Genomic DNA, 20,275 nt, shown 5'->3' with positions numbered 1-20,275 from the left:
GGGATGTGTGACCCTTGTCATCTTCTGAACCTGAATCTAGCATCAGAAAAACGCAGAGACAGGAGTTCGGCATGGAATCGTTCGTCCAGCACCGCAAGGGGCGCACGCCTCGGCAGGTGCACCGAGATGTCGCCGATCTGAAAGACGATGAGCTCGGACGATACGGTTTCACCGGCCGCACGGCACATCTGTATCGACGCAACGACCCGACGCAGTTCCGGGCGGTGGGCACCCACACCGGCGTCGATCGAATCGTCACCGACCTCGCGCCCACCGACCAGAACGACCCCGCGGGTGAGCCGCTGCTGATGTTCTCCAACGAGGACTGCCGGATTTCTTTGAGTCGTCGGAAAGAGGCCGCTCCGTTCTGGTTTCGCCCGGTCGACGGCGACGAACTCGTCTTCGTCCACGAGGGCACCGGGTATTTCGAGACCGAGTTCGGTCGATTGCCCTACCGGCCCGGCGATTACGTGTATCTCCCCAAGGGGTGCACCTATCGTCAGGTGCCCGACGGTGCGTCGTTGCTGCTCATCATCGAGGCGGTCGACGAGTTCCGGGTGCCCGAGCCCGGCGTACTGGGCAGGTTCTTCCCCTTCGACTCCTCGCTCGTCGTCGTTCCCGAGGCGGAGGCGTTCGACGGTGACGGCCGAGACGAGTACGAGGTGCGGTTCCGGCAGCGAGAGGGGCAGACATCGCTGTTCTACCCGTTCCACCCGCTCGACGTAGAGGGCTGGCGTGGAGACAATTTCCCGTTCACGTTCAACATCGAGGACTACGACGTCATCACCTCCGAGACGGTGCATCTGCCGCCCACGGTGCATCTGTTCATGCAGGCGACCGGGGTGTACGTGATGAACTTCCTGCCGCGCCCCGCCGAGGCGCGCAGAGGTGCCGAACGGCTGCCGTGGTACCACCGGAACACCGACTTCGACGAGATCGCGTTCTTCCACGGCGGCAGCATGTTCGGAGTCGGCATGCCGCCGGGCCTGATCTCCCACGCACCCCAGGGGATGCATCACGGTATCCCGGAGCGGGCGCGAGAGCGTTCCCGGCGCAAGTTCGACGAGTTCGACCGGGTGGAATGGCAGGTGATCTCGATCGACACCCGTCGACGGTTGATCGCCGCACCCGCACTTTTCGAATCCGGGGTCGCGGACTCCGCACAGGCCGACGCCGGGTCACGAGGATGAGCGACCGGGGGGACGTGCCTCGTCACGACTACGACCGCATTCCCTATCTCGTTGTCTTCGACGATCTCTCGGCGTACCAGGACACCTACGGCGGGGTCACCGAGAGCGTGGTGCTCGAGAGCTACCTGCTCCGCCCCCGTGGAGTGCCGTCGAAGAACGTCATCGTCTTCATGCACCCGATCGGGGGCGGCGCCTACTTGCCGATGACCAATGCCCTCGCCCGCGCCGGTCACCACGTCATCTACTGCAACAGCCGGTATCGCGGCGTCGACAGTGCGTTGATCATGGAGAAGGTGGTGCAGGATCTCGGTGCGTGCGTGAAGGATGCGCGCGAACGCCTCGGTTACGAGAAGGTCATCCTGGCCGGGTGGAGCGGCGGCGGCGCCCTGTCGCTGTACTACCAGCAGCAGGCACAGCGCGCGACGGTCACCGCGACCCCCGCCGGTGAGCCGCCGGACCTGACCGCCCTCGACCTCCCAGCCGCCGACGGCATGATGCTGCTCGCGGCGCACGTCTCGCGGCACGGGACCCTGACCGAGTGGATGGACCCGTCGATTCTCGACGAGTCGGATCCCGACAACCGCGATCCGGAGCTGGACCTCTACAACCCCTCGAACCCGAACCAGCCGCCGTACTCGACGAGGTTCCTCGATCGTTACCGCGCGGCGCAGATCGACCGCAACCGGCGGATCACCACGTGGGTGAAAGAGCGACTCGCCGATCTGAGCGAGCGCGGCGAACCGCTGATGGAGCGCGGTTTCATCGTGCACGGAACGATGGCCGATCCGCGCTGGCTCGACCTGACCGTCGACCCCAACGATCGCGAACTCGGTTGCTACCTGGGCGATCCGCGGATCGTCAACATGGGACCGGTCGGACTCGCCCGGTTCACCACGCTGCGAAGTTGGCTGTCGCAGTGGAGCTTCGACGACGCCAACGGCGACGGACCCCGGTGCGCGGCCGATCTCGGGGTCCCGACGCTGGTCATCGGCAACTCCGCCGACAACGCGTGCACGCCCAGTCATACGCACCGCCTCTTCGACGCGGTCGGTCATCCCGACAAGACCCTGCACACCATCGTCGGTGCGACGCACTACTACTCGGGCCGGGACCAGATCCCACACCTGAGAGAAGCGGTCGGGACCATCACCCAGTGGCTGGCCGAGCGGGGGTGGGCCAACTGACGGCCTGGGTTCGCTGAAAACCGCCCGGTGGAAAGTGCTCGGGGACGTAGCGTTCGGTGTCCATTTCTGGTGGGCGGTTATCAGCTTGGCTTTCTCCAGGCAGGCGACCGGCTGCGGTGGTACCCGTGAGCGATGATCTCGGCGATGTCCGCATAGGTGTTGGCCCAGTCGCCGAACACCTGTGCATAGGTGAGCCGCAACGGAAAGTAACCGCGAGAGATCAGCTTTCGGTCTCGAGTGCGATCCTCCTCGTACTTCTCGATCCCGGTGTGGTGTTCGACGCTGTCCAGCTCGAGCGCGAGCCGTTCTCCGACGAGCAGATCGACCCATCCGACACCGGGTACGTGGTGCTGGACCGTGACTCGCAAGCCGGCGCTTCTGAGACGCAGGCGGGCTGCTGTCTCGGTTCCCGACGCGGCGAGTCGGTGAGTCTTCTCGATGGCGCGCTTGATGAACATCGGCGCGTCATCGAACTCGGTGCGGAGTCGTGCGGGCGTGATCTTGCCGGTGTTTAGTGCGGAGTCGCACAGAATGACGAATCCCTCGACGTCGAAGCACCGGGCGGCGTACTGCAATGCTGTCGCGACATCGTCGACGGCGCCGTTGGCCGGGGTCGGCCGGCCGTACCGTCGGCACCTGTCGTGGGATCGGCGTCGCTCGTGGCGCGTCACACGCGAATGCACTTGTTCGGGATGTTCAGGTATCCAGAGTCCGTGGCGTCGTAGCGCGGTCGCACAGGAGACAACGCCATGATCGGCGACTGCCCCGACCACTTCTGGATCGGCGGCCTCGGTCCGGTACCACCCGTGGCGTATCGACGAGAGCGTGCCGGAACGGCACGCATCCCGGATCGATGCGGCGGTCTCGCCGGCGGCCAGGAGTTGATGGGTGGCGACGACGCCGCCGAACCGCTCGGTGAGCTCGTCGAAGGTCATGCGGGACAGTGTCTATCGTGGCGGCGGGCAGAACCCGGCGTCCGAGACGTCTGTGGATTACTACGTCAGCCGTGTGAAAACCGCCCGTGGAAAACGGACAGCCGGCAGACCGTCGTCGGGTCCGCTCCACCGGGCGGTTTTCAGACGACGGTCACTCCAGCAGCTTCTTCTGCACCTTGCCCATGGCATTGCGCGGGAGGGACTCGACGAACCGGATCTCGCGCGGCCGCTTGTGATTCGACAGCTCGCCGGCGACGAATTCGATGAGCTCGGTGTCGGCGACCTGGTCGCCGACGACGTAGGCGACGATGCGTTGGCCCAGGTAGTCGTCGGGGACGCCGATCACCGCCACCTCGCGGACCGCCGGGTGGGCGAGCAGGACTGTCTCGATTTCGCCGGCCCCGATGCGGAACCCGCCGGACTTGATGAGGTCGGTCGCTCGTCGGCCGACGATGCGGTGCATCCCATCTTCGTCGATGACTGCGACGTCACCGGTCGCGAAAAAGCCGTCCGGAAGCCAGGATTCGGCAGTCGCATCCGGCCGATTGAGATATCCGGACGCCATCATCGGGCCGCGGACGTGGAGATCGCCCACGCTCTCGCCGTCGTGGGGTAGCGGCTTGCCGTTCTCCACCAGCCTTGTCTCCACGTGGGCGAGCGGGAGTCCCACCCATCCGGGCCGGCGCTGTCCGTCGACGCGCGTGCTGACGGTGATCAGTGTTTCGGTCATGCCGTAACGCTCGACGATCTCGTGACCGGTGAGCTCGTGGATCCGCTCGAAGACCGGCACGGGAAGCGGGGCGCTGCCCGACACCAGGACTCGCGCCGACGACAGCGTCTGTGCCGCAGTCGGATCGGCGGCGACGCGGTTCCACACCGTCGGGACGCCGAAGAACATGGTCGCGCCGGATCCGGCGGCACCGGCGTAGGTGTCCGCGGTCGGGGTGACGGTGTGGATCAGTCGCCCGCCCCGTCGCAGGGGACCCAGGACCCCCAGGATCAACCCGTGGACATGGAACAGCGGAAGACCGTGCGCCAGAGTGTCGTCGGCGGTCCACAGCCACGCATCGGCGAGTGCGTCGAGACCCTCGGCGATGCTCTGCCTGGTGATCGGAACACCTTTGGGGAGGCCGGTCGTGCCGGAGGTATAGAGGATCAGTGCGGTCGAATCGGCGTGCGGTTCCGGGTGACGGTGCCACGATTTCGCGTAGCGGCGGACCGGGATGACAGGAATGGTGGGTTCGGCGGGGGCCTGCCCGAGCCACGCCTGTGCCCCCGAGTCCGCGAGGATGTGCTCGAACTCGCGCGGCCCGGAGTCGGGCGGAACGGGGACGACCGGCACCCCGGCGATCAGCGCGCCCACCACCGCCAGCACCGTCTCCACCGTCGGCGTGGCCAGTACCGCGACGGTTCGGGCGCCGGCGATCCGTTCGGCGACTGCCGTCGCGGCCCCGACGAGGTCCTCGCGCGACAGCTTGTCGTCGCCGACACGGATCACGGCGGGATCGTCCGGTGCGGTGGGGGTCAGGGTGGGCAGCAGCACGTGTTCACTGTGCCACGACGGGTCCATCCCGCCCGTCACCTGCGCAGATCGCCGAGGTCACACGGCGTGCGCCGCTCACGCCGACCGCCGTCGGCGGTGGGACACCCCGACCCGCACTCCTGAGCGCATGCCCTCGGCGCCGGTGGCATGATCTCGTGCACACGCAGCGACCGATCGGGGGCAACGATGTCTGAGCGCTTTCACCTGAGCACCATGCGCCTACGAGACCCGGCCGAACCGGGCCGGACGGCCAGCACGCTCGAGCTCTTCTTCGATCTGGTCTTCGTGGTCGCGGTCAGCATCGCAGCCGTCCAGCTCCATCACGCACTCACCGAGAACCACATCGTCGACGGGGTGGTGTCGTACGCCTTCATCTTCTTCGCCATCTGGTGGGCGTGGATGAACTTCACCTGGTTCGCGACATCGTTCGGCACCGACGACTGGCTCTACCGGGTGCTCACCTTCGTCCAGATGGCGGGTGTGCTGGTGCTGGCCGCCGGGATCGAGCCCGCCTTCGTCGACCACGAGTTCACCCTGGTCGTGTTCGGCTACGTGGTCATGCGCGTCGCGATGGTCGCGCAGTGGTTGCGCGCTTCCGGCTCTGCCGGAGACCGCCGCCGGACGACCCGGCTCTATGCCGCCGGGATCGCCGTCGTCCAGATCCTGTGGCTGCTATGGCTGCTCGTACCGTCGGGAGCAGCCGCAACCATCGGGTTCGTGATGCTCGTCGGTGCCGAGCTCGCGGTGCCGGTGGTCGCCGAGAAGCAGGGAAACACTCCGTGGCATCCGCATCACATCACCGAACGGTACGGACTGTTCACGCTGATCCTGCTCGGCGAGAGCCTGTTGGCGTCGTCGAACGCCATCATCGAGGCGCTGCACAACGAACAGGAGCTCGCCCCGCTGATCTCGATCGCGATCCTCACGTTCATCGCGACCGCCGCGCTGTGGTGGATCTACTTCTGGCCGCCGCACCACCGGGCCATCGGATCGCTCGCCGACTCCCTCCGGTACGGATACGTCCACTACTTCGTCTTCGCCGCTGCTGGTGCCTTCTCGGCCGGTATCGAGGTCGAGATCGACGTCCTGACCCACCACAGCGAGTTGACGGAAACCCAGGCGTCGTTCACGGTCACGATCCCCATCGCGGTCTTCATCTTGGTCATCTGGTGGATTGCTCTGCGCGCCAACGCCGATCGCGTGGTGAACACCGTGGTACCGGTCGGTGCGCTCCTGGTCCTGCTCGACCCGGTCATCCCGGTCCCGTTCGCCTTGACCGCCGTCTTCCTCGTCGCGATCGTCGTCGTCCTGGTCCTTCGACCACCGCTCACCACGGCCGGCGACCCGCACGTGTGACTACCGCATCGCCGCCATGATGCCGGTGAGCAGCCAGCTGCGTAATCGCGCGGTGCTCCAGTTCCGTTCGACGGTGAAGTAGCGATGGGTCGCCGGGCCGGTGAGATAGCTCAGTATGTCGGCGAATTCATCGACCCGGGTGTCGGAGATCAGGCCCCGGTGGACGAACCAGTGGCAGCCGGTGTGCACGTCGTCGAGCCGGCGGAGCTCAGACCGCTCTAGCTGTTCGCCGATGGCCGGGTCGGTGTCGGCCGCCAGCGTCGCGGCATGCCATAGATCGGCGATCCGGCTGTTCGCGGCGACGACGTGGTCGACGTACCGCCCGATGGCGCGATCGGTGTCGGTGTCGTTCATGATCGCGATGAACTCGGGTCGCTCGAGCAGCGAGACGAACTTCTCGTCACCGGTGAAGGCGCGTTCGAGGACGGCGGTCATGAGGGACGCTTTCGACCCCGCCTGATGCACGGTGCCGACGGACACCCCGGCCTGCTGCGCGATCTGCTGCACTGTGGTCCGCGAATATCCCTGCTCGACGAACAGCGCCTGGGTGGCGTCGAGGATGCGTGTCCGCGTCTGCGCGGCGCTGATCGCGCGCTTACGCGGTGTGTAGGGGCGTTTGCTCACGCCGGCCTCCGGTCGGGTCGGACTCCAACGACAACGATAGTAGTGGCGTTGCTGGGCTTCGCCCAAAGGTCGATCACGGTCCCCGAATTCACTTAGCCCGCTGAAGTGCAAAGATGGGACCGATTACGCGAGAGTGATCATCCGTCGTCTAATTTGGTTAGAGTCGAGCTCTATCCAAATGGAGGATCGATGTCGACCATTCTGCTGTGCGCCACGCCGCTGGCCGGACACGTCGGTCCGCTCACCGCTGTCGGACGTGTGCTCGCGGATCGGGGTCACGAGGTGATCATGCTGACCGGCTCGCGTTTCGCCGACCGGGTTGGCGACGCCGGGCTGACCGTCGAATCGCTGACCGGAGTCGCCGATCTGGACGAACGTGACCCCGACAGCTTCACCCCCGACCGGCATCGGTACCGCGGACTGGCGCTCTCGCGCTACCAGGTCGAGCGGACGTTCATCGCGCCGCTGCCGGAGCAGGCGACGGCGGTGACATCGGTCCTCGGCCGCCGGAGTGTCGACGTGATCGTGTGCGACGGAACCTTCGCCGGGATCATCCCCCTGTTGTCCCGGCCCCCGGGCCGGCGGCCTCCGGTGATCGGTGTCGGCACCATGCCGCTCGCTCAGTCCAGTCCCGACGTCGCCCCCTTCAACAGTGGCTTGCCGCCGATGTCCGGTCCACTGGGTCGGCTCCGTAACCGGTTGGCTCACATGGCAGTACGACGGGTGTTGTTCGCGTCCACGCAGTCCTCGGCGCGCGACCTGGTCCGACGGGCCGGGGGCTCGCTTGATCATTTCGTCCTCGACCTGTCCAGGGCGTTCGACCGTTTCGTTCAGTTGGGCCCGGCCGAATTCGAGTATCCGCGATCAGATCTCGCGCCGAACACGGTGTTCGCGGGGCCGGTGTTCCCTGGCGGTGCTGTTCCCCCGCCGCCGTGGTGGTCGGAGATGGTCGACGACGACCGCCCGATCGTTCACGTCACCCAGGGCACGCTCGACAACGACGACTTCTCCCAACTGATCGAACCCGCCGTCGCCGGGCTGGCCGAGATGGACGTCCAGGTCGTCGTGACAACCGGCGGTGCGGACCCGGATCCCGTGCCGCGGAACGACAACACGCGGGTCGCGCGGTTCCTCGACTACGACGCCCTGTTGCCGCGCACATCGGTGCTGATCACCAACGGCGGCTACGGCGGAGTGCTGCAGGCACTGCGCCACGGCGTGCCCGTCGTCGTCGCACCAGGGGGTGAGGACAAGCCCGAAGTCGCGGCTCGGGTGGCGTACTTCGGGGTCGGCGCAGATCTGGGGACCCGGCGACCCGCTCCTGCGGACCTCGCCGCGACGGTACGCCGCATCCTGGCCGACGACGGCGTTGCCGTTCGGTGTCGGCAGATGGCGCATGCGATCGCCGGTTACGACTCGACCCAGACGATCGTGACCGAAGTCGATCGGGCGGTTCGTCGATCGACCCGCTCATCCTGACCCGCCGCGCGGTCTGTGTCATCCGGATACCCGAATGTCGGCGCATCTGCCGACGACAACCGAGAAAGAGAGCCCGACATGAGTGATGCACGAGCAGTCATCGACGCGCACATCGATGCCTTCAACGACCGCGCACCGGAGAACGAACCATGGTCCGCCGATGCGGAATTGGTCTCGCCGGGTGGGGTGTTCACGGGACGGGAGGGCGTACTGGGTTTCCTGTCCGTCTTCCAGGGCGCCTTCTCCGACGGTCGCCTCACCGTTGGTTCGTATGTCGTCGACGGCGACAACGCCTCGGTGGAGGGCACGTTCGACGGTGTCCACGACGGTGTGTTGCAGAGTCCGTCGGGTCCGGTCGAACCCACCGGACGGCCTGTCTCGTTCCGATGGAGTGCGACCTACCGGATCGACGGCTCGGAGCTGATGTCCGAGCACCTGTACTTCGATCAGCTCGACTTCCTCGGGCAGCTGGGTGTGCTCCCCGGATGAGTCGTGCTCGGCGCCGGTTGATCAGGGTCTTCGCGGCTGCGCTCGTCGCCGGTCCGATCGTCTCGGGTACGCAGGGAATCGTTTCGGCGGCACCGGTATCCGCGTCGGCGTCGGTGATCAGCAGTGTGGCGGTCGGGCCGCAGCGGCACGATCTGGTGATCCGTTCGGCTGCGATGGGCCGGGACGTGCCGGTGAGTGTGTTGCACCCGGCGCACTCCCGGTCGCGCGGGACGCTGTATCTCCTCGACGGGGGCGGCCGCAAGACGGCGATCAGCGACTGGATTCGGGAAGCCCGCGCGGACAGGTATTTCCGCGACAAGGACGTCAATGCGGTGCTGCCCGGCGGCCAGGGGGCGTTCTACACGAACTGGCAGCACGACGACGCGACGTTCGGGCGTCCGCAGTGGGAGATCTTCCTGACCGTCGAACTGCCGTCGCTGATCGACGGCCGGTTCCACGGCAACGGGCGGAACGCGGTCGCGGGCCTGTCCATGGGCGGCCAGGCCGCGTTCACACTCGCGACGCGCCGGCCGGGCCTGTACACGGGCGTCGGTTCCATCAGCGGTTGCCCGTTCACGACCGGCCCGGTGCACGAAGGGCAGATCCGAGCCGCGATCATCCGGGACGGTGGGGATCCCACCAACATGTGGGGTCCGTGGAACGCGCCGGGATGGGCCGACCACGACCCGGGTCGCCGCCTGCCGGCCCTCGTCGGGAAGCGCGTCTTCATCGCGTCCGGGACCGGCGCGCCCGGCCCCCTCGATCAACGCACCCGGCTCGACCCGGGCCGGCACCGTGGGGAGAAGATCGCGACGGGAGCGGTGCTCGAGAACTCGGTCAACGCGTGCTCGAACGAGTTCGCTCGCCGGATGAGGTCCGAGGGACTGCAGCCGGTCGTCCATTTCCGTGCGATCGGAACGCACGCATGGCCCTACTGGGCCGACGATCTGCCCGTGATGTTCGCCGCACTCGCACCCGGTCTCTGACAGCCCACGAGTGACTTCGCGCCATTCCGGGTACACCGCCCGTATGGCTGACAACGACCCCGCCCGCAAACCGTTCAACCCGCAGAACCCCGACCCGTCCAGCACGGCGGGACTCGAACCCGGCGGCGGGGTGGCGCCCGGTGACACACCGCCGGCGGAATCCGCGGTCGGTGGAGAGGAGCACGAACCGCCGCAACGCAGGCGTGCCGGCGGCGTGATCGTCATCGCCGTCGCGGCGATCATCTTTCTCATCGTCGCGCTCGGTCTGATCGGCCGCGCCGTGGGGCTCTTCTAGGGTTCAGCGTCGTCACCCGGCGTCGACGGGCAGCGGACGCACCGCCAGCGGATCGCCAGCGCGATCTCACCGATGCCGACGACGAAGAGCACGGGTTGTAGGAAGAAGAACACCTGCAGCAGCGCGATCTGGATGATGATCCAGACCATCAGCGACGACCCGGCGAGCAGGCCGCCGATGATGCCCAACCGCGCGGGCACGGACGGGACGGCGGCGACCACGGCAGCCACCAGGTGGGGTAACGCGATCACGGCGATCAGTGCGACACCGGGAGCGGTCCAGGTCTCGAACGGCGTGTGGGTGAGCCACTCCCGCGGCATCGACCACTGATCGGTCATGAGAGCCGAGCCCCCGGCGAGTGCCGACAACGACACGAACAGCTCCATCCCGGCGAGCGTCCACGCCGTGCCGGTCCGTCGGTTCCCGATCCCCCGTTCGTCGAAGGAGTCGGCAGGCGCGGTCATGGTCGGAAGTCTGCACCGTCCGAGAGCCTCTGTCGTGAGGCAAAGGACACCAACTGAGCCGCACGTCGGCCACGGCGGCGGTGTCAGGGGCGCACCCAGCCGTCGGCGATGAGCTCGACCAGCAACTGGGCCTTGTTCCCGATCGGCCGGCCGGCTTCCTCGTAGCGTCGGGCGACACGCCGATAGTGCTCGCGCACCGTGCTCTCGGCGATCTCGTGGATACGCGACGTCTGACGCAGCGTCGCACCCAATGTGTAGGTCTGCAGGATCTCCAGCTCCCGTTCGGTGATGCGCACCCGGTTCGCGAGTGTGGGTGCGGACGGCGGGGTCGGCGGTCCCACCGCAGTCTCGAGCGCCCGCTGCAGCTCGTCCTCGGCGGCCGGGGCCCGCGGTGAGACACGGATGTGATCGAAGCCCGCGACCCCGTTGCCCACGAAGATGACCTTGACGGTGCGCAGCGATGCCACCCGCCGGACGAATCCGAGCATCGCGGCCGACCGCACCAGAATCGCGCTCGGATTCCGTAGGGCAGCGAGCTGGGCGGGTTCGACGACCGTCGCGTCGTAGCCGGCGCTCTCCACGAGAGCGGCCAGGGCGGCGTCGAAGATGTCGTGCTCGGCAACGACGGCCGTGATTCGCCGCTCCGGACTCGGCGCGGCAGTGGGCCCGGTGCCGGGGGTCGCCGACCGGGGGGCGTCGTTGAGGGGTACGGACACGTGCCGGGATCTCCTGTCGACTTCGATTCGGCCGAGAGCTGTGAGCCGAACACACGGCGGGACTCTCTCGGATGATCGACATGGCTCGCGATCGGGCATCGAGAATTTATTTCACGAACGCCAACTTCTTCAGCCTCACGAACATGAGACGGTTTGTCAGCGGTATCTCGGACCCGGTGTGGTGATTTCAGGGTAAATAATCACCTTGTCGTCCGATCGGATGCGTGATCGCGCACACCGAGGACATATCGGGCATGATCATGCCTGTGCCGACCGACATGCGGGTCCTCGTCGCCTCCCCGCTGGGACACGTGGTCGCGGTGCCGCTGACCAAGGCGCTCGACCAGGCCACGGTCACCGTCGCCACCGGCCGCGACGAGTTCGTCCAGTGCATCGCCGGCAACGTGCGATTCGACGTCGTGGTGGCGGATCTGATCTGGAACCGACCCGACCTGGAATGGACCTTCGACGGACTCGACGTCATCGACACCCTCGACCACCATGACCGGCACGCGCCGGTTGTCCTGGCGACCCAGGGACACGGGCTGGAACAGGACCATCTCGACGAGGCGCGGTTGCGCGACGAGGTCGCGGGGGTCATCGCCAAATCGGACGGTTTCGCGACGCTGGTCGGTGTTGTGCGCTCGGTGGCGCTCGGCCAGGCCCTGCCCAGGGCCGCGTCGGCGCGCCGTCCACCGCTCTACGAGTTGTTCGATGGTCGGCGCGGCCATACCGCGGGCCGTCTCGCGGGGGCGATTGCGTCGGGCAGCGCCTCGGACAACGCCTCATTGGCCCGCGCCGCCAAGGTGTCGCCGAACACGGCGAACAAGGTGACGAGCCACTACCTCGGGCCCATCATCGTCGAGCGCGGTGAGCACGACGCATCGCTGCCGATGACCCAGGCCGCCGTCTACCGGTGGTGCGGCCTACACGCGCGATACCTGATCAGCTGGTGCCGACGCCACGGGCACTCCGACGTCCTCGGATCGATGCCCACGTGATCAGTTCGGTTGATCAGTTCGCGTGAACCCCGACGGTCCGGTCTCGCGCTGGAGGCGTCGCGGATTCCGGCACGGTGATCCCGCTCCGCTCGCCGAACCACCGCAGGATCTCGACACCGGCGAGGGCCCCGGTGTCGGCGGTGATCGTGAGCCCGGGCGCCGACCAGCCGAGCGCTTCCAGCTCACCGTGCCGCGGGCGGATCGCGTGATCGGCGGCGAGCAACAGGTCGGTGTCGAGCCAGCCGTCGCCGGCCGCGCAGAGCACTGCCGAGTCGTCGAGGGTGCCGTCAGCGACGAGCCGTCGCCGGACTTCGGCGATGGCTGCTGACTTCGTCACCGGCTGCGGGGTCGCATAGATCTTGCGACCCTGCTGGGAAGCCGTCCAGCCCCGTGCGTCGCACCACTGCTGCCATTGTTCGAGGAACTCCGGCGGTTGGACCGCGGGGTCGACGACCAGGTAACAGAAGAGGTCGTCGGCGGTCCGCAGAGCCGTGACCCAGGAGTCGTCGATGCGTGTTCGGAGTTCGTCGCGGACCTCGTCGAGGGTGGCGCCCGCGCGGGTCACCTCGCGGTCGATGTGCGCACGCCATTCCGGATCGTCGGCGCCGTCGACGAGGATCCGGCCACCGTTGCTGACCACGGCGTGGCGAAATGGGCTGCCCGGCAGATCGATCCGGGAAAACTGTGCCGGGGTGCGAGTGGTCGTCGGTACGACGACGACCTCACGTGCCAGACGGGTCATCAGTTCGACGGCGGTCGTGGTCATGTACGAGAGCGGCGCATCGCGGTAGATCTCGACGCACACGGTCTCCAGGGTCGCGAACTGCTCGTCGCCCATGGCGGCGCGTGAGTAGATCATGGTCCGGTCGAGATCGGTGGCGACCAGCGCGTTCACGAGTCCTCCTTGATGAGCCCGACACACGAGTACGCGAGATCGGGCGAGACCTCCACGGGCACATCTCGTTCGGCGGCGAGCAACCGGATGTGTCGATGTTCGGGCAGATCGTCGGCGCGCACCAGGATGCGCCACGGTACGCGACGCAGCAGCACCCGCGTCGTCTCGCCGACGCCGGGCTTGACCAGGTTGATCGACGACAGGCCGTATTCGGTCTGGATCTGCTCCACGGAGCGCCAGCCGGACCAGTCGGGCCGGCGTGACTCCGGCGTCATCGCCGACACCGTCGCCCGAACTCGGTCGGCGACTGCATCGAACTCGGCGCTGACGGTGTCCAGGAACAGTCCCGAGACATCGAAGTCGGCGAGATGGCGGTAGAACTTCGCTCCGTGGAACTCGCCCGGACCGATGTGGTCGGCGTTCAGGACGGTGCGCGAGACCAGGCCGGAGACAGTGGAATTCAGGCAGGCGGAGGCGATGAGGAAGTCGTCCCTGGTGCCGAACAGGGTCGTGCAGGAGCCGGAGTCGGCCAGCACCGCGAGTTCGTCGTGCAATTGCGGCCGCCCGGCGCGCGCGTACTCGTCGACAGCGGCGGTGAGCTCGCGCTGGATGGCGCCCTTGCCGGTCCAGCCGTCGACGAAGACGACCGACTCCGCCGGGTGCCGCGCCACGATGTGATCGAGTGCGACGGTGTCGATCCCGCGGGCGCGCACGATCGAGATCGTGTAGTGCTGGGGTTCGATGCCGTGGACGGCCGCCATCCACCGTCGGATCAGGATGCCGACCGGGGTGCCGGCCCGCGCCAGCGACACCAGCGTCGGCGTGGAATGCCGCTCGGCCAGGATGAGTTCGGACACCACGCCGACGGCTTCCGCGAGGCGCTGGGCCGAGGACCGTAGCGTCGCATGGAAGAGTTCCTGGTACTCGCGGCCGGGTTGATACTCGATCGGCAGCGACTCCGCGTAGTGGGCCTGACCGGACTGGATTCGGCGTTCCCGTTCGCGCAGTTCACCTTCCAGCGCCACGTCGGACAGGTCTTTGAGCAGCCAGGTGACCTCGTCGGCCGCGTACGAACCGAACTCCGGTCCGCACAGCGGTGGCGTGGTGGTGGCGATGTCCATCAGCGCACCGCCTCTCGGGTTCGTGCCAGGGAACGTTGGTCGGTGGCGGGCACGACGGCCAGCACCACCGGGTGCCCGGCGGCGGTGAGGACGTCGATGAGTCCACCGGGCGCACGCAGCTCATCGGTGTCGGCCGGCGAGTCGACGATCAGGACGACCTGCGGGTCCGGATGGTCGACGGAGGACACGTTGTAGACATACCTTGGCGTCTCCGGATCGGGTTCCGGTGCGGTGAACCGGAATCCGCGCCGGAGTGGATAACCCGGGACGTCGTGCACCTGGGCCGGCGACCTCGTGGTGGTCTGGTATCCGGTGGCGAAGCCACGACGCTCCAGCGACTCGGCGATGCACAAGGGTGCGTACATCAGTTCCTCGTGCCCGATCACGACAACCGGGCGCCGCGGATCGAGTTGTGCCGCCACGGTGTCGGCGGCCGCGGTCGCCGCTCGCCGGAAGCCCGTCGAGTCGGTGCGGAGAATTCCGTGCCGGCCGCCGTCGGGAACTGCCGCCGGCCAGTCGAGGGCCACCGCGACCAGGCCGCCGCGCCGGGCTGCCACCGGGTTGAGCTCGTCGGACCCGAGCTGCCACACCTCGTCGAGGAGGTCCGGGGGAAGGGTGATCGAGCCGTGCGCGAGCGCCACGTAAGCGACATCGACGCCGAGTTTCGCTGCGAGATCATCGCATTCCGACTTCTGCGCGGGGGTACGCATGTCGACCAGGGACGCCACGACGAACCGCTTACGAGGACGGTCCGCGACGATGGCCTCGATGGCGCCGAGCGCGGTCTTGCCGGTGGAGATCTCGTCGTCGACCAGGATCAGCACCTCGTCCGGCGCCACGGGGTCGAGAAATGCGGAATCGCTGGGCTGCAGCAAATGCGTCGTCGCATGTGAATGCCCTTCCTCGAAGGTGCCCGTCACCACCACATCCGGGCGTCTGCGCCGCGTCGAGTGCAGATACCGGGATGCGGAAATGCGTTCGGCGACACAGTGTCCGAGACCGGTCGCGGTTTCGGCGAAGCCGAAGACGACGGCGTCGCGCGCCGCATTCGCACCGATCTCGGCGATGATCGCGGCGCCCAGATCGTCGGCGGCGCCACGGACAATGGCGGGCGAGGTCGGGATGTGCTTGCCCAGCACGGTCGAGACCAGCAGATGAGCACGGCGTCGGTTGTGGCGCAGGCCGAGTGAGACGAGGTCGCGGACCGTGTGTCCCGAAGTGTCGCCGGCGTCGGTGATCTCGACGCCGAAGCGTTCGGTCACCCAGTCGATGCCGACGGTGTCCGGATCGTTCACGAGTTGGCCTGCCCGGGCGAGGCGAGCGCGGTGAGCAGGTCGACGAACGAAACCCCCTGGCGGGTCACGCCGAAGGCGGCAGCGCGATCGATGACCCGCAAGGCCCAGTTACGGTGGGGCTTCAGCTCGTTCATCTTGTTGCGGTACGACGACGCCCGTACCCCGCCGGACTCGCCGGCCAGGATGTCGAGTGCATCGTGATACTCCTCGTGGGTGACCGCCGACAACGCGTGTACCGCGGCGACATGCGCGGGGTGGATGACGGTCTTGCCGTGCAGGCCGTTGGCGCGGTCGAGGGTGATCTCGCGAAGCAGACCGTCCATGTCGCGGCTGACGAGCTGCTGCCGGAAGTAGACGGCGTCGTTCTCGCGGAACGGCGTGTGACGCAACATGGGCTGGAACATGCGCTCGTGGTCGGCGAAGTACTCCCACACCGGCCCCGTCACGACGAAGCCGCTCTCGTCGCTGCGGCCGAGATGGTTGACGATGCCGGCGATCACATCGGCCGCGACCCGGACGTCGTAGATGGTCAGGTCACGATCCCGGCGGATGCCGAAGTGACTACAGATGTCGGTGGCACCGATGCGCACGGCGAGCACGTGGTCGCGGTGCGCGCTCAGGAGCGACGCGAGGGCGGTCAACTCGTCGTCGCGGGTCTCGCGGTGCACGACCGCGGCCGACTCGAGAACCGGCATGACCCAGAGGTGCTTGTCGAGGATCTGTCCGGCAGCGGCAACGGCGTCGAGGGCCTCGGGTGCATTCTCCGACGAGAACTTCGGGATGACGAACCCGGTCAGCACCGACGGGGTGTCGAGCGCGGTGGCGATCGGCACTATCCGGTCGGCCGACCGCGGACGGACGAACAGCAGCATCGGCCGGCACGGGTTCGCGGCGATACCGCGCAACGCGGCCACGGCGTGCTCGATCGCCTCCGCCTCCTCGTCGTCGGCGACGGCGTCCTCGAGGTCGATGACCATCGAGATCACACCCTCGGCGCGGCGTCGGCGGATGACCTCGGCGAGATCGGGCCGGGTTGCCGGGACGTACAGGGTGGCGCCCAGCGCGACGGCGAGCCGCTGCGCCGGCCAGGTCGGCTCGATCGGCTCGGGCTGTCGGTAGAACAGGGAGTTCGAGACCGACGGCTCCAGGTGGTCGAAGTGCCGGATCGTCCCGGGCTCGAGACCGGTGTCGTCGTGTCGTGCAGTGGTGGTCATCCTGCGGCCACCTGTCCTCTCATCCGCGAAACGATCTCGGTGATCCGGTCGTCCACCGCACGCAGCTGCGTCAGGTAGCTCCAGTAGTCGGGGTGGATACGATCCAGGACCCCCTTGGCGCGCTCGATCCGGTCGGCCTGAGCATCGAGGACCGAGCCCCATTCGTCAACCAGACGGTGATTGACCGCAAAGTGCTGGGCGTCGCGCAGGCGAAAGCGCACGCGCTGCTCCGCGCCCCGCGGGTCGGCGCGCACCTCCCGCAGGAGGCGCAACCGGTCGAGCACGGCGTCGACGGCCTTTTCCGCGACGGCCAGGTCGTCGCGGGCGGCGTCGGCGCGGCCGATGGCCTGGTCGGGGGCAGCATCGACCATCGCGCGGGCGGCCGCGAGCTCGGCGTCGGCGTGTTCGAGCCGTTCGTCGACGACCGAGCCGTTGCGCTGTAGATCGAGGGAGCAATCGGCACTGAACTCCCGGCGCAGTGCCGAGAGGGTGTCGGGGAGTTGCGCGCTCCGGGTGGACACCGCGCTCCGGCGCGTTTCCACCGAACGGATGACCTGCTGTGCGCGGTCGGCGAAGGCGGGGGCCTCGGCGAGAAGTTGTTCGAGGCGGCGCGCCGAACTGAGTACGGCTGCCGCGGCGGTCTGCCGGTCACGCAGCCCCGCGCCCTGGTCGAAAGCCGTGAGCGCACGCGCGAGGTCGTCGGTGGCATCCGACACCGACTGCAGTCGTGCCACCGCCGGTGCGGCGTTCTCCAGGGCGGTCATCGCCCGGTTGGCGGCCACCCGGGCCTCGTGGTCCTGGGCATCGGCGGCCCGCACCGTGGCCCGCGCCCGCTCGAGGGTATCGGCGTTGGTCTGGGCGAAGTCGCGCATCGACGCGGTGATAGACCGCAGCGCCTGCGTCGACCGGTCGAGATCCCGGGGGTCGACGCGTGTGCCGGCCGGCGGGGACACCAGCCGGAGGTAGTCCGTCGTCGCCTGGGCGTGCTGCTCGCGGATGTCCGACCACGAGGCGCGCAGGCGCGACCGCGGGTCGAGGGCGGCGGTCACCGCGACGGTTGGATCGATCTCGGCCAGGACTGATTCGGACTCCAGGAACGCTGCCGTCATTTGTTCCGATGATGCAGGTGGCGCGGAATTCGTGCGTGAATCGTTCCCGAACCAACGACGTACGAAGTTTCCGGGCACCACTCGATGCTATCGGCTATTTTCATCTCGGTATGAGGCCGGATTCCCCGGCTCACGGCGGGCTGGGATGCCGAGATGCCGGCAGGTGCCGCGGTGCGGGGATGGCGTCGGGAGACGAACGAGGGATGGTCGATCGGCGGCCTCCCCACGGCGCGAGAGAGGCACGTCGAATGCAGTTGGTACAACGGTCCAAACGCGTGGTGGAAGCCAGGCTGAACAACTCCGCGGTCCGCGCGATCAGCGGGTCGATGGTCGCCTACGAGGGGCAGGTCACCTTCAAATCGGCGGGCTTCGGCGGCGGCGACGGCGTGCTTGCGGGCCTGAAGCAGCGGGCCACCGGGGAGGCGCTGTCGCTCATGGAGGCCTCGGGCAACGGCATCGTGTACTTCGCGCACAACGCCGCCGAGACGACCGTCATCGAGCTCAACAACGAGACCCTGCAGGTGGAGTCCGAGCAGCTGATGGTGCTCAACGGCAACCTGCAGACCAACGTCACCTTCGCCGGTCTGCGCGGAGCGTCGTCGGGTCAGGGTCTGTTCACCACGACGGTGAGCGGCCACGGACAGATCGCGCTGCTGTCCAACGGCGGCCCGCTCATCCATCTCGAGGTGTCACCTCAGTATCCGCTCGTGGTCGACCCGGACGCGTTCGTCTGCGCCCGCGGCCAGTTGAGTCAGTCCTTCGTCACCGATGTCTCCTGGCGGTCGGCGCTGGGACAGGGTGGCGGAGAGGCGTTCTCGTTGCGCTGGGATGGCAGCGGCGTCGTGTCGATCCAGCCGGCCGAGCGGTGAGGGTGAGGTAGCGAGAATGTTCACCAAGGTCAACAGCAAGGTCGTCTCCGTCGACATCGGCCGTACCGGGCCGGTCGTCGCGCGACGCGGGGCGATGCTCTTCTACAAGGGCAACGTGCATTTCCAGCCCCACCAGATCGCGGGGGCCGGCGGTATGGGCGGCGGGATGCCGGGACTGGGCGGCATGGGCGGGATGGCCGGCCGGATGCTCGCCGGCGAGCACGAGTCGACGATGATCGCGCAGGGGCACGGCGAGGTGCACTACGGCTTCCTCGGCATCGAGGTGCACGTCGTGGATCTCGCGGCGGTCGGCGGCACGATCCGGGTCGAGGCGTCGCGGCTGCTCGCCTACGCGGCCAATCTGCAGGCCTCCGTCGTCTCGGTTGCCTCACAGGGCGGTGGTGGCGGCGGTGGTGGCGGCCTGTTCGGTGCATTGCGGTCCGCTGCTGCCGGAGCCGTCACCGGTCAGGGCATGTTCACGACGCAGCTGTCGGGTCCGGGTTCGGCGGTGCTGCTCGGGCACGGCGGGGTCTTCGAGCTCGAGGTGTCCCCGGCCAAGCCGCCGGTGACGGTCGACCCGCAGGCGTTCGTCGGGTCCGCCGGTCAGGTCAACACCAGCCTGCGGTCGGCGATGAGCTGGCGCAACGTGGGCCGAACCGGCGGCGAGGCAATGCAATTGGAGTGCTCCGGACAGGGCATCGTGTACGTGCAGGCATCGGAGGAGAAACTGTGAGCCAACTCAACACCGTGTGGAGTCCGATGAACTTGCCGTCGGACGACAACGTGCCGGACAACAACTACTCCTTCTGCATCGACCTCAACCAGCCGTGGTTCATGTCCAAGGGCGCGATGATCGCCTACTACGGTCAGATGCAGTTCACCGCACTGACCCAGGGTCTGCAGGGAAACATGCTGCAGATGGTGGCGCAGCAGTTCTCCGCCCCGCTGTACCTCGGTGACTACGTCGTCGCCGAGGGCCACGGCAAGCTGATCATCGGCGACCGCGGATACGACATCAACGCTTACGACCTCGAAGACGGCAACCTCACCATCCGGGCAGCCAATCTTCTTGCCTTCCAGCCGAACCTGTCGCTCAACCAGTCGATCGTGCCGGGGTTCCTGACGCTCATCGGCACCGGTAAGTTCCTCGCGTCGTCGAACGGCCCGGTGATGTTCGTCGAACCGCCGGTGCGCGTCGATCCCGAAGCGCTTGTCGGATGGTCGGATTGCCCGTCGCCCAGTCACCACTACGACGAGGCGTGGGTCAACGGTTTCATCGCGGCCGCGGGCCGGCGGATGGGGTTGAACTCGGGCGAGGAGCGCCAGTTCGACTTCACCGGCGCGGGAACGGTTCTCGTGCAATCGAGCGAGAAGGTGCGCGACGACTCGTCGGTCCTGCGCACCATCCAGGGCCATCTCCCCGGCATGTCGGTGCCGAGCCTGCACCAGATCAACCAGCAGATCACCCAGCAACTCGGGCAGCAGCAGGGCTGAGCACGGGTCGTCGAAC

At 67.6% G+C, this 20,275-nt stretch carries 21 protein-coding genes; 11 read left to right on the top strand and 10 right to left on the bottom strand.

The genetic code is table 11. The features are described 5' to 3' along the window. Positions 1-71 precede the first annotated feature (71 nt). The gene (locus LEL84_RS13880) at positions 72-1,190 is read left to right on the top strand and encodes a homogentisate 1,2-dioxygenase (protein ID WP_226511932.1); all 1,119 of its coding nucleotides are present in this window, start codon (positions 72-74) and stop codon (positions 1,188-1,190) included. Beyond that, complete coding sequence (locus LEL84_RS13875) at positions 1,187-2,374, top strand: alpha/beta fold hydrolase (protein WP_226511931.1); 1,188 nt, start codon at positions 1,187-1,189, stop codon at positions 2,372-2,374. The genes LEL84_RS13880 and LEL84_RS13875 overlap by 4 nt, the downstream gene beginning before the upstream one ends. A gap of 80 nt (positions 2,375-2,454) precedes the next feature. Here LEL84_RS13875 and LEL84_RS13870 read toward each other — a convergent pair whose 3' ends face one another. Beyond that, positions 2,455-3,309 (bottom strand): endonuclease domain-containing protein, encoded by an 855-nt coding sequence (locus LEL84_RS13870; protein WP_226511930.1) that lies wholly within the window; start codon positions 3,307-3,309, stop codon positions 2,455-2,457. Between the two features lie 151 nt (positions 3,310-3,460). Beyond that, positions 3,461-4,852, bottom strand: coding sequence for an acyl-CoA synthetase (locus tag LEL84_RS13865; protein ID WP_226511929.1), 1,392 nt, complete (start codon positions 4,850-4,852; stop codon positions 3,461-3,463). 186 nt (positions 4,853-5,038) lie between these two features. Between LEL84_RS13865 and LEL84_RS13860 the strand changes: the two genes are divergently transcribed. Then, on the top strand, positions 5,039-6,208 hold the full coding sequence (locus tag LEL84_RS13860) for a low temperature requirement protein A (RefSeq protein ID WP_083229497.1): 1,170 nt from the start codon (positions 5,039-5,041) through the stop codon (positions 6,206-6,208). On the opposite strand, the gene LEL84_RS13855 is transcribed toward LEL84_RS13860, so the two are convergent. Next, a complete protein-coding gene (locus LEL84_RS13855) occupies positions 6,209-6,832 on the bottom strand; it encodes a TetR/AcrR family transcriptional regulator (RefSeq protein WP_226511928.1) in 624 nt (207 codons plus the stop codon). Positions 6,833-7,021: 189 nt separating this feature from the next. On the opposite strand from LEL84_RS13855, the gene LEL84_RS13850 reads away from it, so the two are divergent. The 4 genes from LEL84_RS13850 to LEL84_RS13835 all read left to right on the top strand — a co-directional run bounded on the left by LEL84_RS13850 (position 7,022) and on the right by LEL84_RS13835 (position 10,081). Continuing rightward, positions 7,022-8,311 (top strand): glycosyltransferase, encoded by a 1,290-nt coding sequence (locus LEL84_RS13850; RefSeq protein WP_226511927.1) that lies wholly within the window; start codon positions 7,022-7,024, stop codon positions 8,309-8,311. 78 nt (positions 8,312-8,389) lie between these two features. After that, positions 8,390-8,800, top strand: a complete 411-nt coding sequence (locus tag LEL84_RS13845) for an ester cyclase (protein ID WP_058252902.1) — start codon at positions 8,390-8,392, stop codon at positions 8,798-8,800. Next, a complete protein-coding gene (locus tag LEL84_RS13840) occupies positions 8,797-9,786 on the top strand; it encodes an alpha/beta hydrolase (protein ID WP_226511926.1) in 990 nt (329 codons plus the stop codon). Before LEL84_RS13845 ends, LEL84_RS13840 begins: the two co-directional genes overlap by 4 nt. A 43-nt stretch (positions 9,787-9,829) precedes the next feature. Then, entirely contained in the window at positions 9,830-10,081 is a 252-nt protein-coding gene (locus LEL84_RS13835; RefSeq protein WP_058252901.1) for a DUF6480 family protein, read from the top strand. Here the strand turns inward: LEL84_RS13835 and LEL84_RS13830 are convergent. Then, the gene (locus tag LEL84_RS13830) at positions 10,078-10,545 is read right to left on the bottom strand and encodes a hypothetical protein (RefSeq protein WP_226511925.1); all 468 of its coding nucleotides are present in this window, start codon (positions 10,543-10,545) and stop codon (positions 10,078-10,080) included. The two genes, LEL84_RS13835 and LEL84_RS13830, sit on opposite strands and share 4 nt — an antisense overlap. A gap of 83 nt (positions 10,546-10,628) precedes the next feature. Continuing rightward, positions 10,629-11,261: a helix-turn-helix transcriptional regulator gene (locus LEL84_RS13825; protein WP_226511924.1), complete on the bottom strand. Its 633-nt coding sequence runs from the start codon at positions 11,259-11,261 to the stop codon at positions 10,629-10,631. A gap of 260 nt (positions 11,262-11,521) precedes the next feature. On the opposite strand from LEL84_RS13825, the gene LEL84_RS13820 reads away from it, so the two are divergent. Then, positions 11,522-12,262 carry a response regulator gene (locus LEL84_RS13820; protein WP_137810171.1) on the top strand — a complete coding sequence of 247 codons (741 nt, stop codon included), beginning with the start codon at positions 11,522-11,524 and terminating at the stop codon, positions 12,260-12,262. A 13-nt stretch (positions 12,263-12,275) separates the two neighbouring features. Here the strand turns inward: LEL84_RS13820 and LEL84_RS13815 are convergent, their stop codons facing one another. The 5 genes from LEL84_RS13815 to LEL84_RS13795 are packed head-to-tail and all read right to left on the bottom strand — an operon-like array spanning position 12,276 to position 17,896. Further along, entirely contained in the window at positions 12,276-13,157 is an 882-nt protein-coding gene (locus LEL84_RS13815; protein WP_226511923.1) for an HAD family hydrolase, read from the bottom strand. Next, the gene (locus LEL84_RS13810) at positions 13,154-14,278 is read right to left on the bottom strand and encodes a cysteine protease StiP family protein (RefSeq protein WP_068972310.1); all 1,125 of its coding nucleotides are present in this window, start codon (positions 14,276-14,278) and stop codon (positions 13,154-13,156) included. Before LEL84_RS13810 ends, LEL84_RS13815 begins: the two co-directional genes overlap by 4 nt. Further along, the gene (locus LEL84_RS13805; protein ID WP_226511922.1) at positions 14,278-15,573 is read right to left on the bottom strand and encodes a phosphoribosyltransferase family protein; all 1,296 of its coding nucleotides are present in this window, start codon (positions 15,571-15,573) and stop codon (positions 14,278-14,280) included. Before LEL84_RS13805 ends, LEL84_RS13810 begins: the two co-directional genes overlap by 1 nt. Beyond that, positions 15,570-16,787 (bottom strand): HpcH/HpaI aldolase/citrate lyase family protein, encoded by a 1,218-nt coding sequence (locus LEL84_RS13800; RefSeq protein WP_226511921.1) that lies wholly within the window; start codon positions 16,785-16,787, stop codon positions 15,570-15,572. Before LEL84_RS13800 ends, LEL84_RS13805 begins: the two co-directional genes overlap by 4 nt. Continuing rightward, entirely contained in the window at positions 16,784-17,896 is a 1,113-nt protein-coding gene (locus LEL84_RS13795) for a hypothetical protein (protein WP_226511920.1), read from the bottom strand. The genes LEL84_RS13800 and LEL84_RS13795 overlap by 4 nt, the downstream gene beginning before the upstream one ends. 248 nt (positions 17,897-18,144) lie before the next feature. Here LEL84_RS13795 and LEL84_RS13790 point away from each other — a divergent pair, with 248 nt between their 5' ends. From LEL84_RS13790 to LEL84_RS13780, 3 genes are read left to right on the top strand one after another with little or no spacing between them, the layout of a single operon-like run. Then, positions 18,145-18,765: an AIM24 family protein gene (locus LEL84_RS13790; RefSeq protein WP_033204169.1), complete on the top strand. Its 621-nt coding sequence runs from the start codon at positions 18,145-18,147 to the stop codon at positions 18,763-18,765. Between the two features lie 16 nt (positions 18,766-18,781). Then, positions 18,782-19,498 (top strand): AIM24 family protein, encoded by a 717-nt coding sequence (locus LEL84_RS13785; protein WP_065629494.1) that lies wholly within the window; start codon positions 18,782-18,784, stop codon positions 19,496-19,498. Continuing rightward, the gene (locus LEL84_RS13780; protein ID WP_058252893.1) at positions 19,495-20,259 is read left to right on the top strand and encodes an AIM24 family protein; all 765 of its coding nucleotides are present in this window, start codon (positions 19,495-19,497) and stop codon (positions 20,257-20,259) included. The genes LEL84_RS13785 and LEL84_RS13780 overlap by 4 nt, the downstream gene beginning before the upstream one ends. Positions 20,260-20,275 lie beyond the last annotated feature (16 nt).

The sequence above is a fragment of the Gordonia sp. WA4-43 genome, assembly GCF_020520305.1.
Taxonomy (GTDB): Bacteria; Actinomycetota; Actinomycetes; order Mycobacteriales; family Mycobacteriaceae; genus Gordonia; species Gordonia hongkongensis.
The sequence above is the reverse complement of the archived record's forward strand: the minus strand, read 5'-3'. Positions and strand labels throughout refer to the sequence as shown.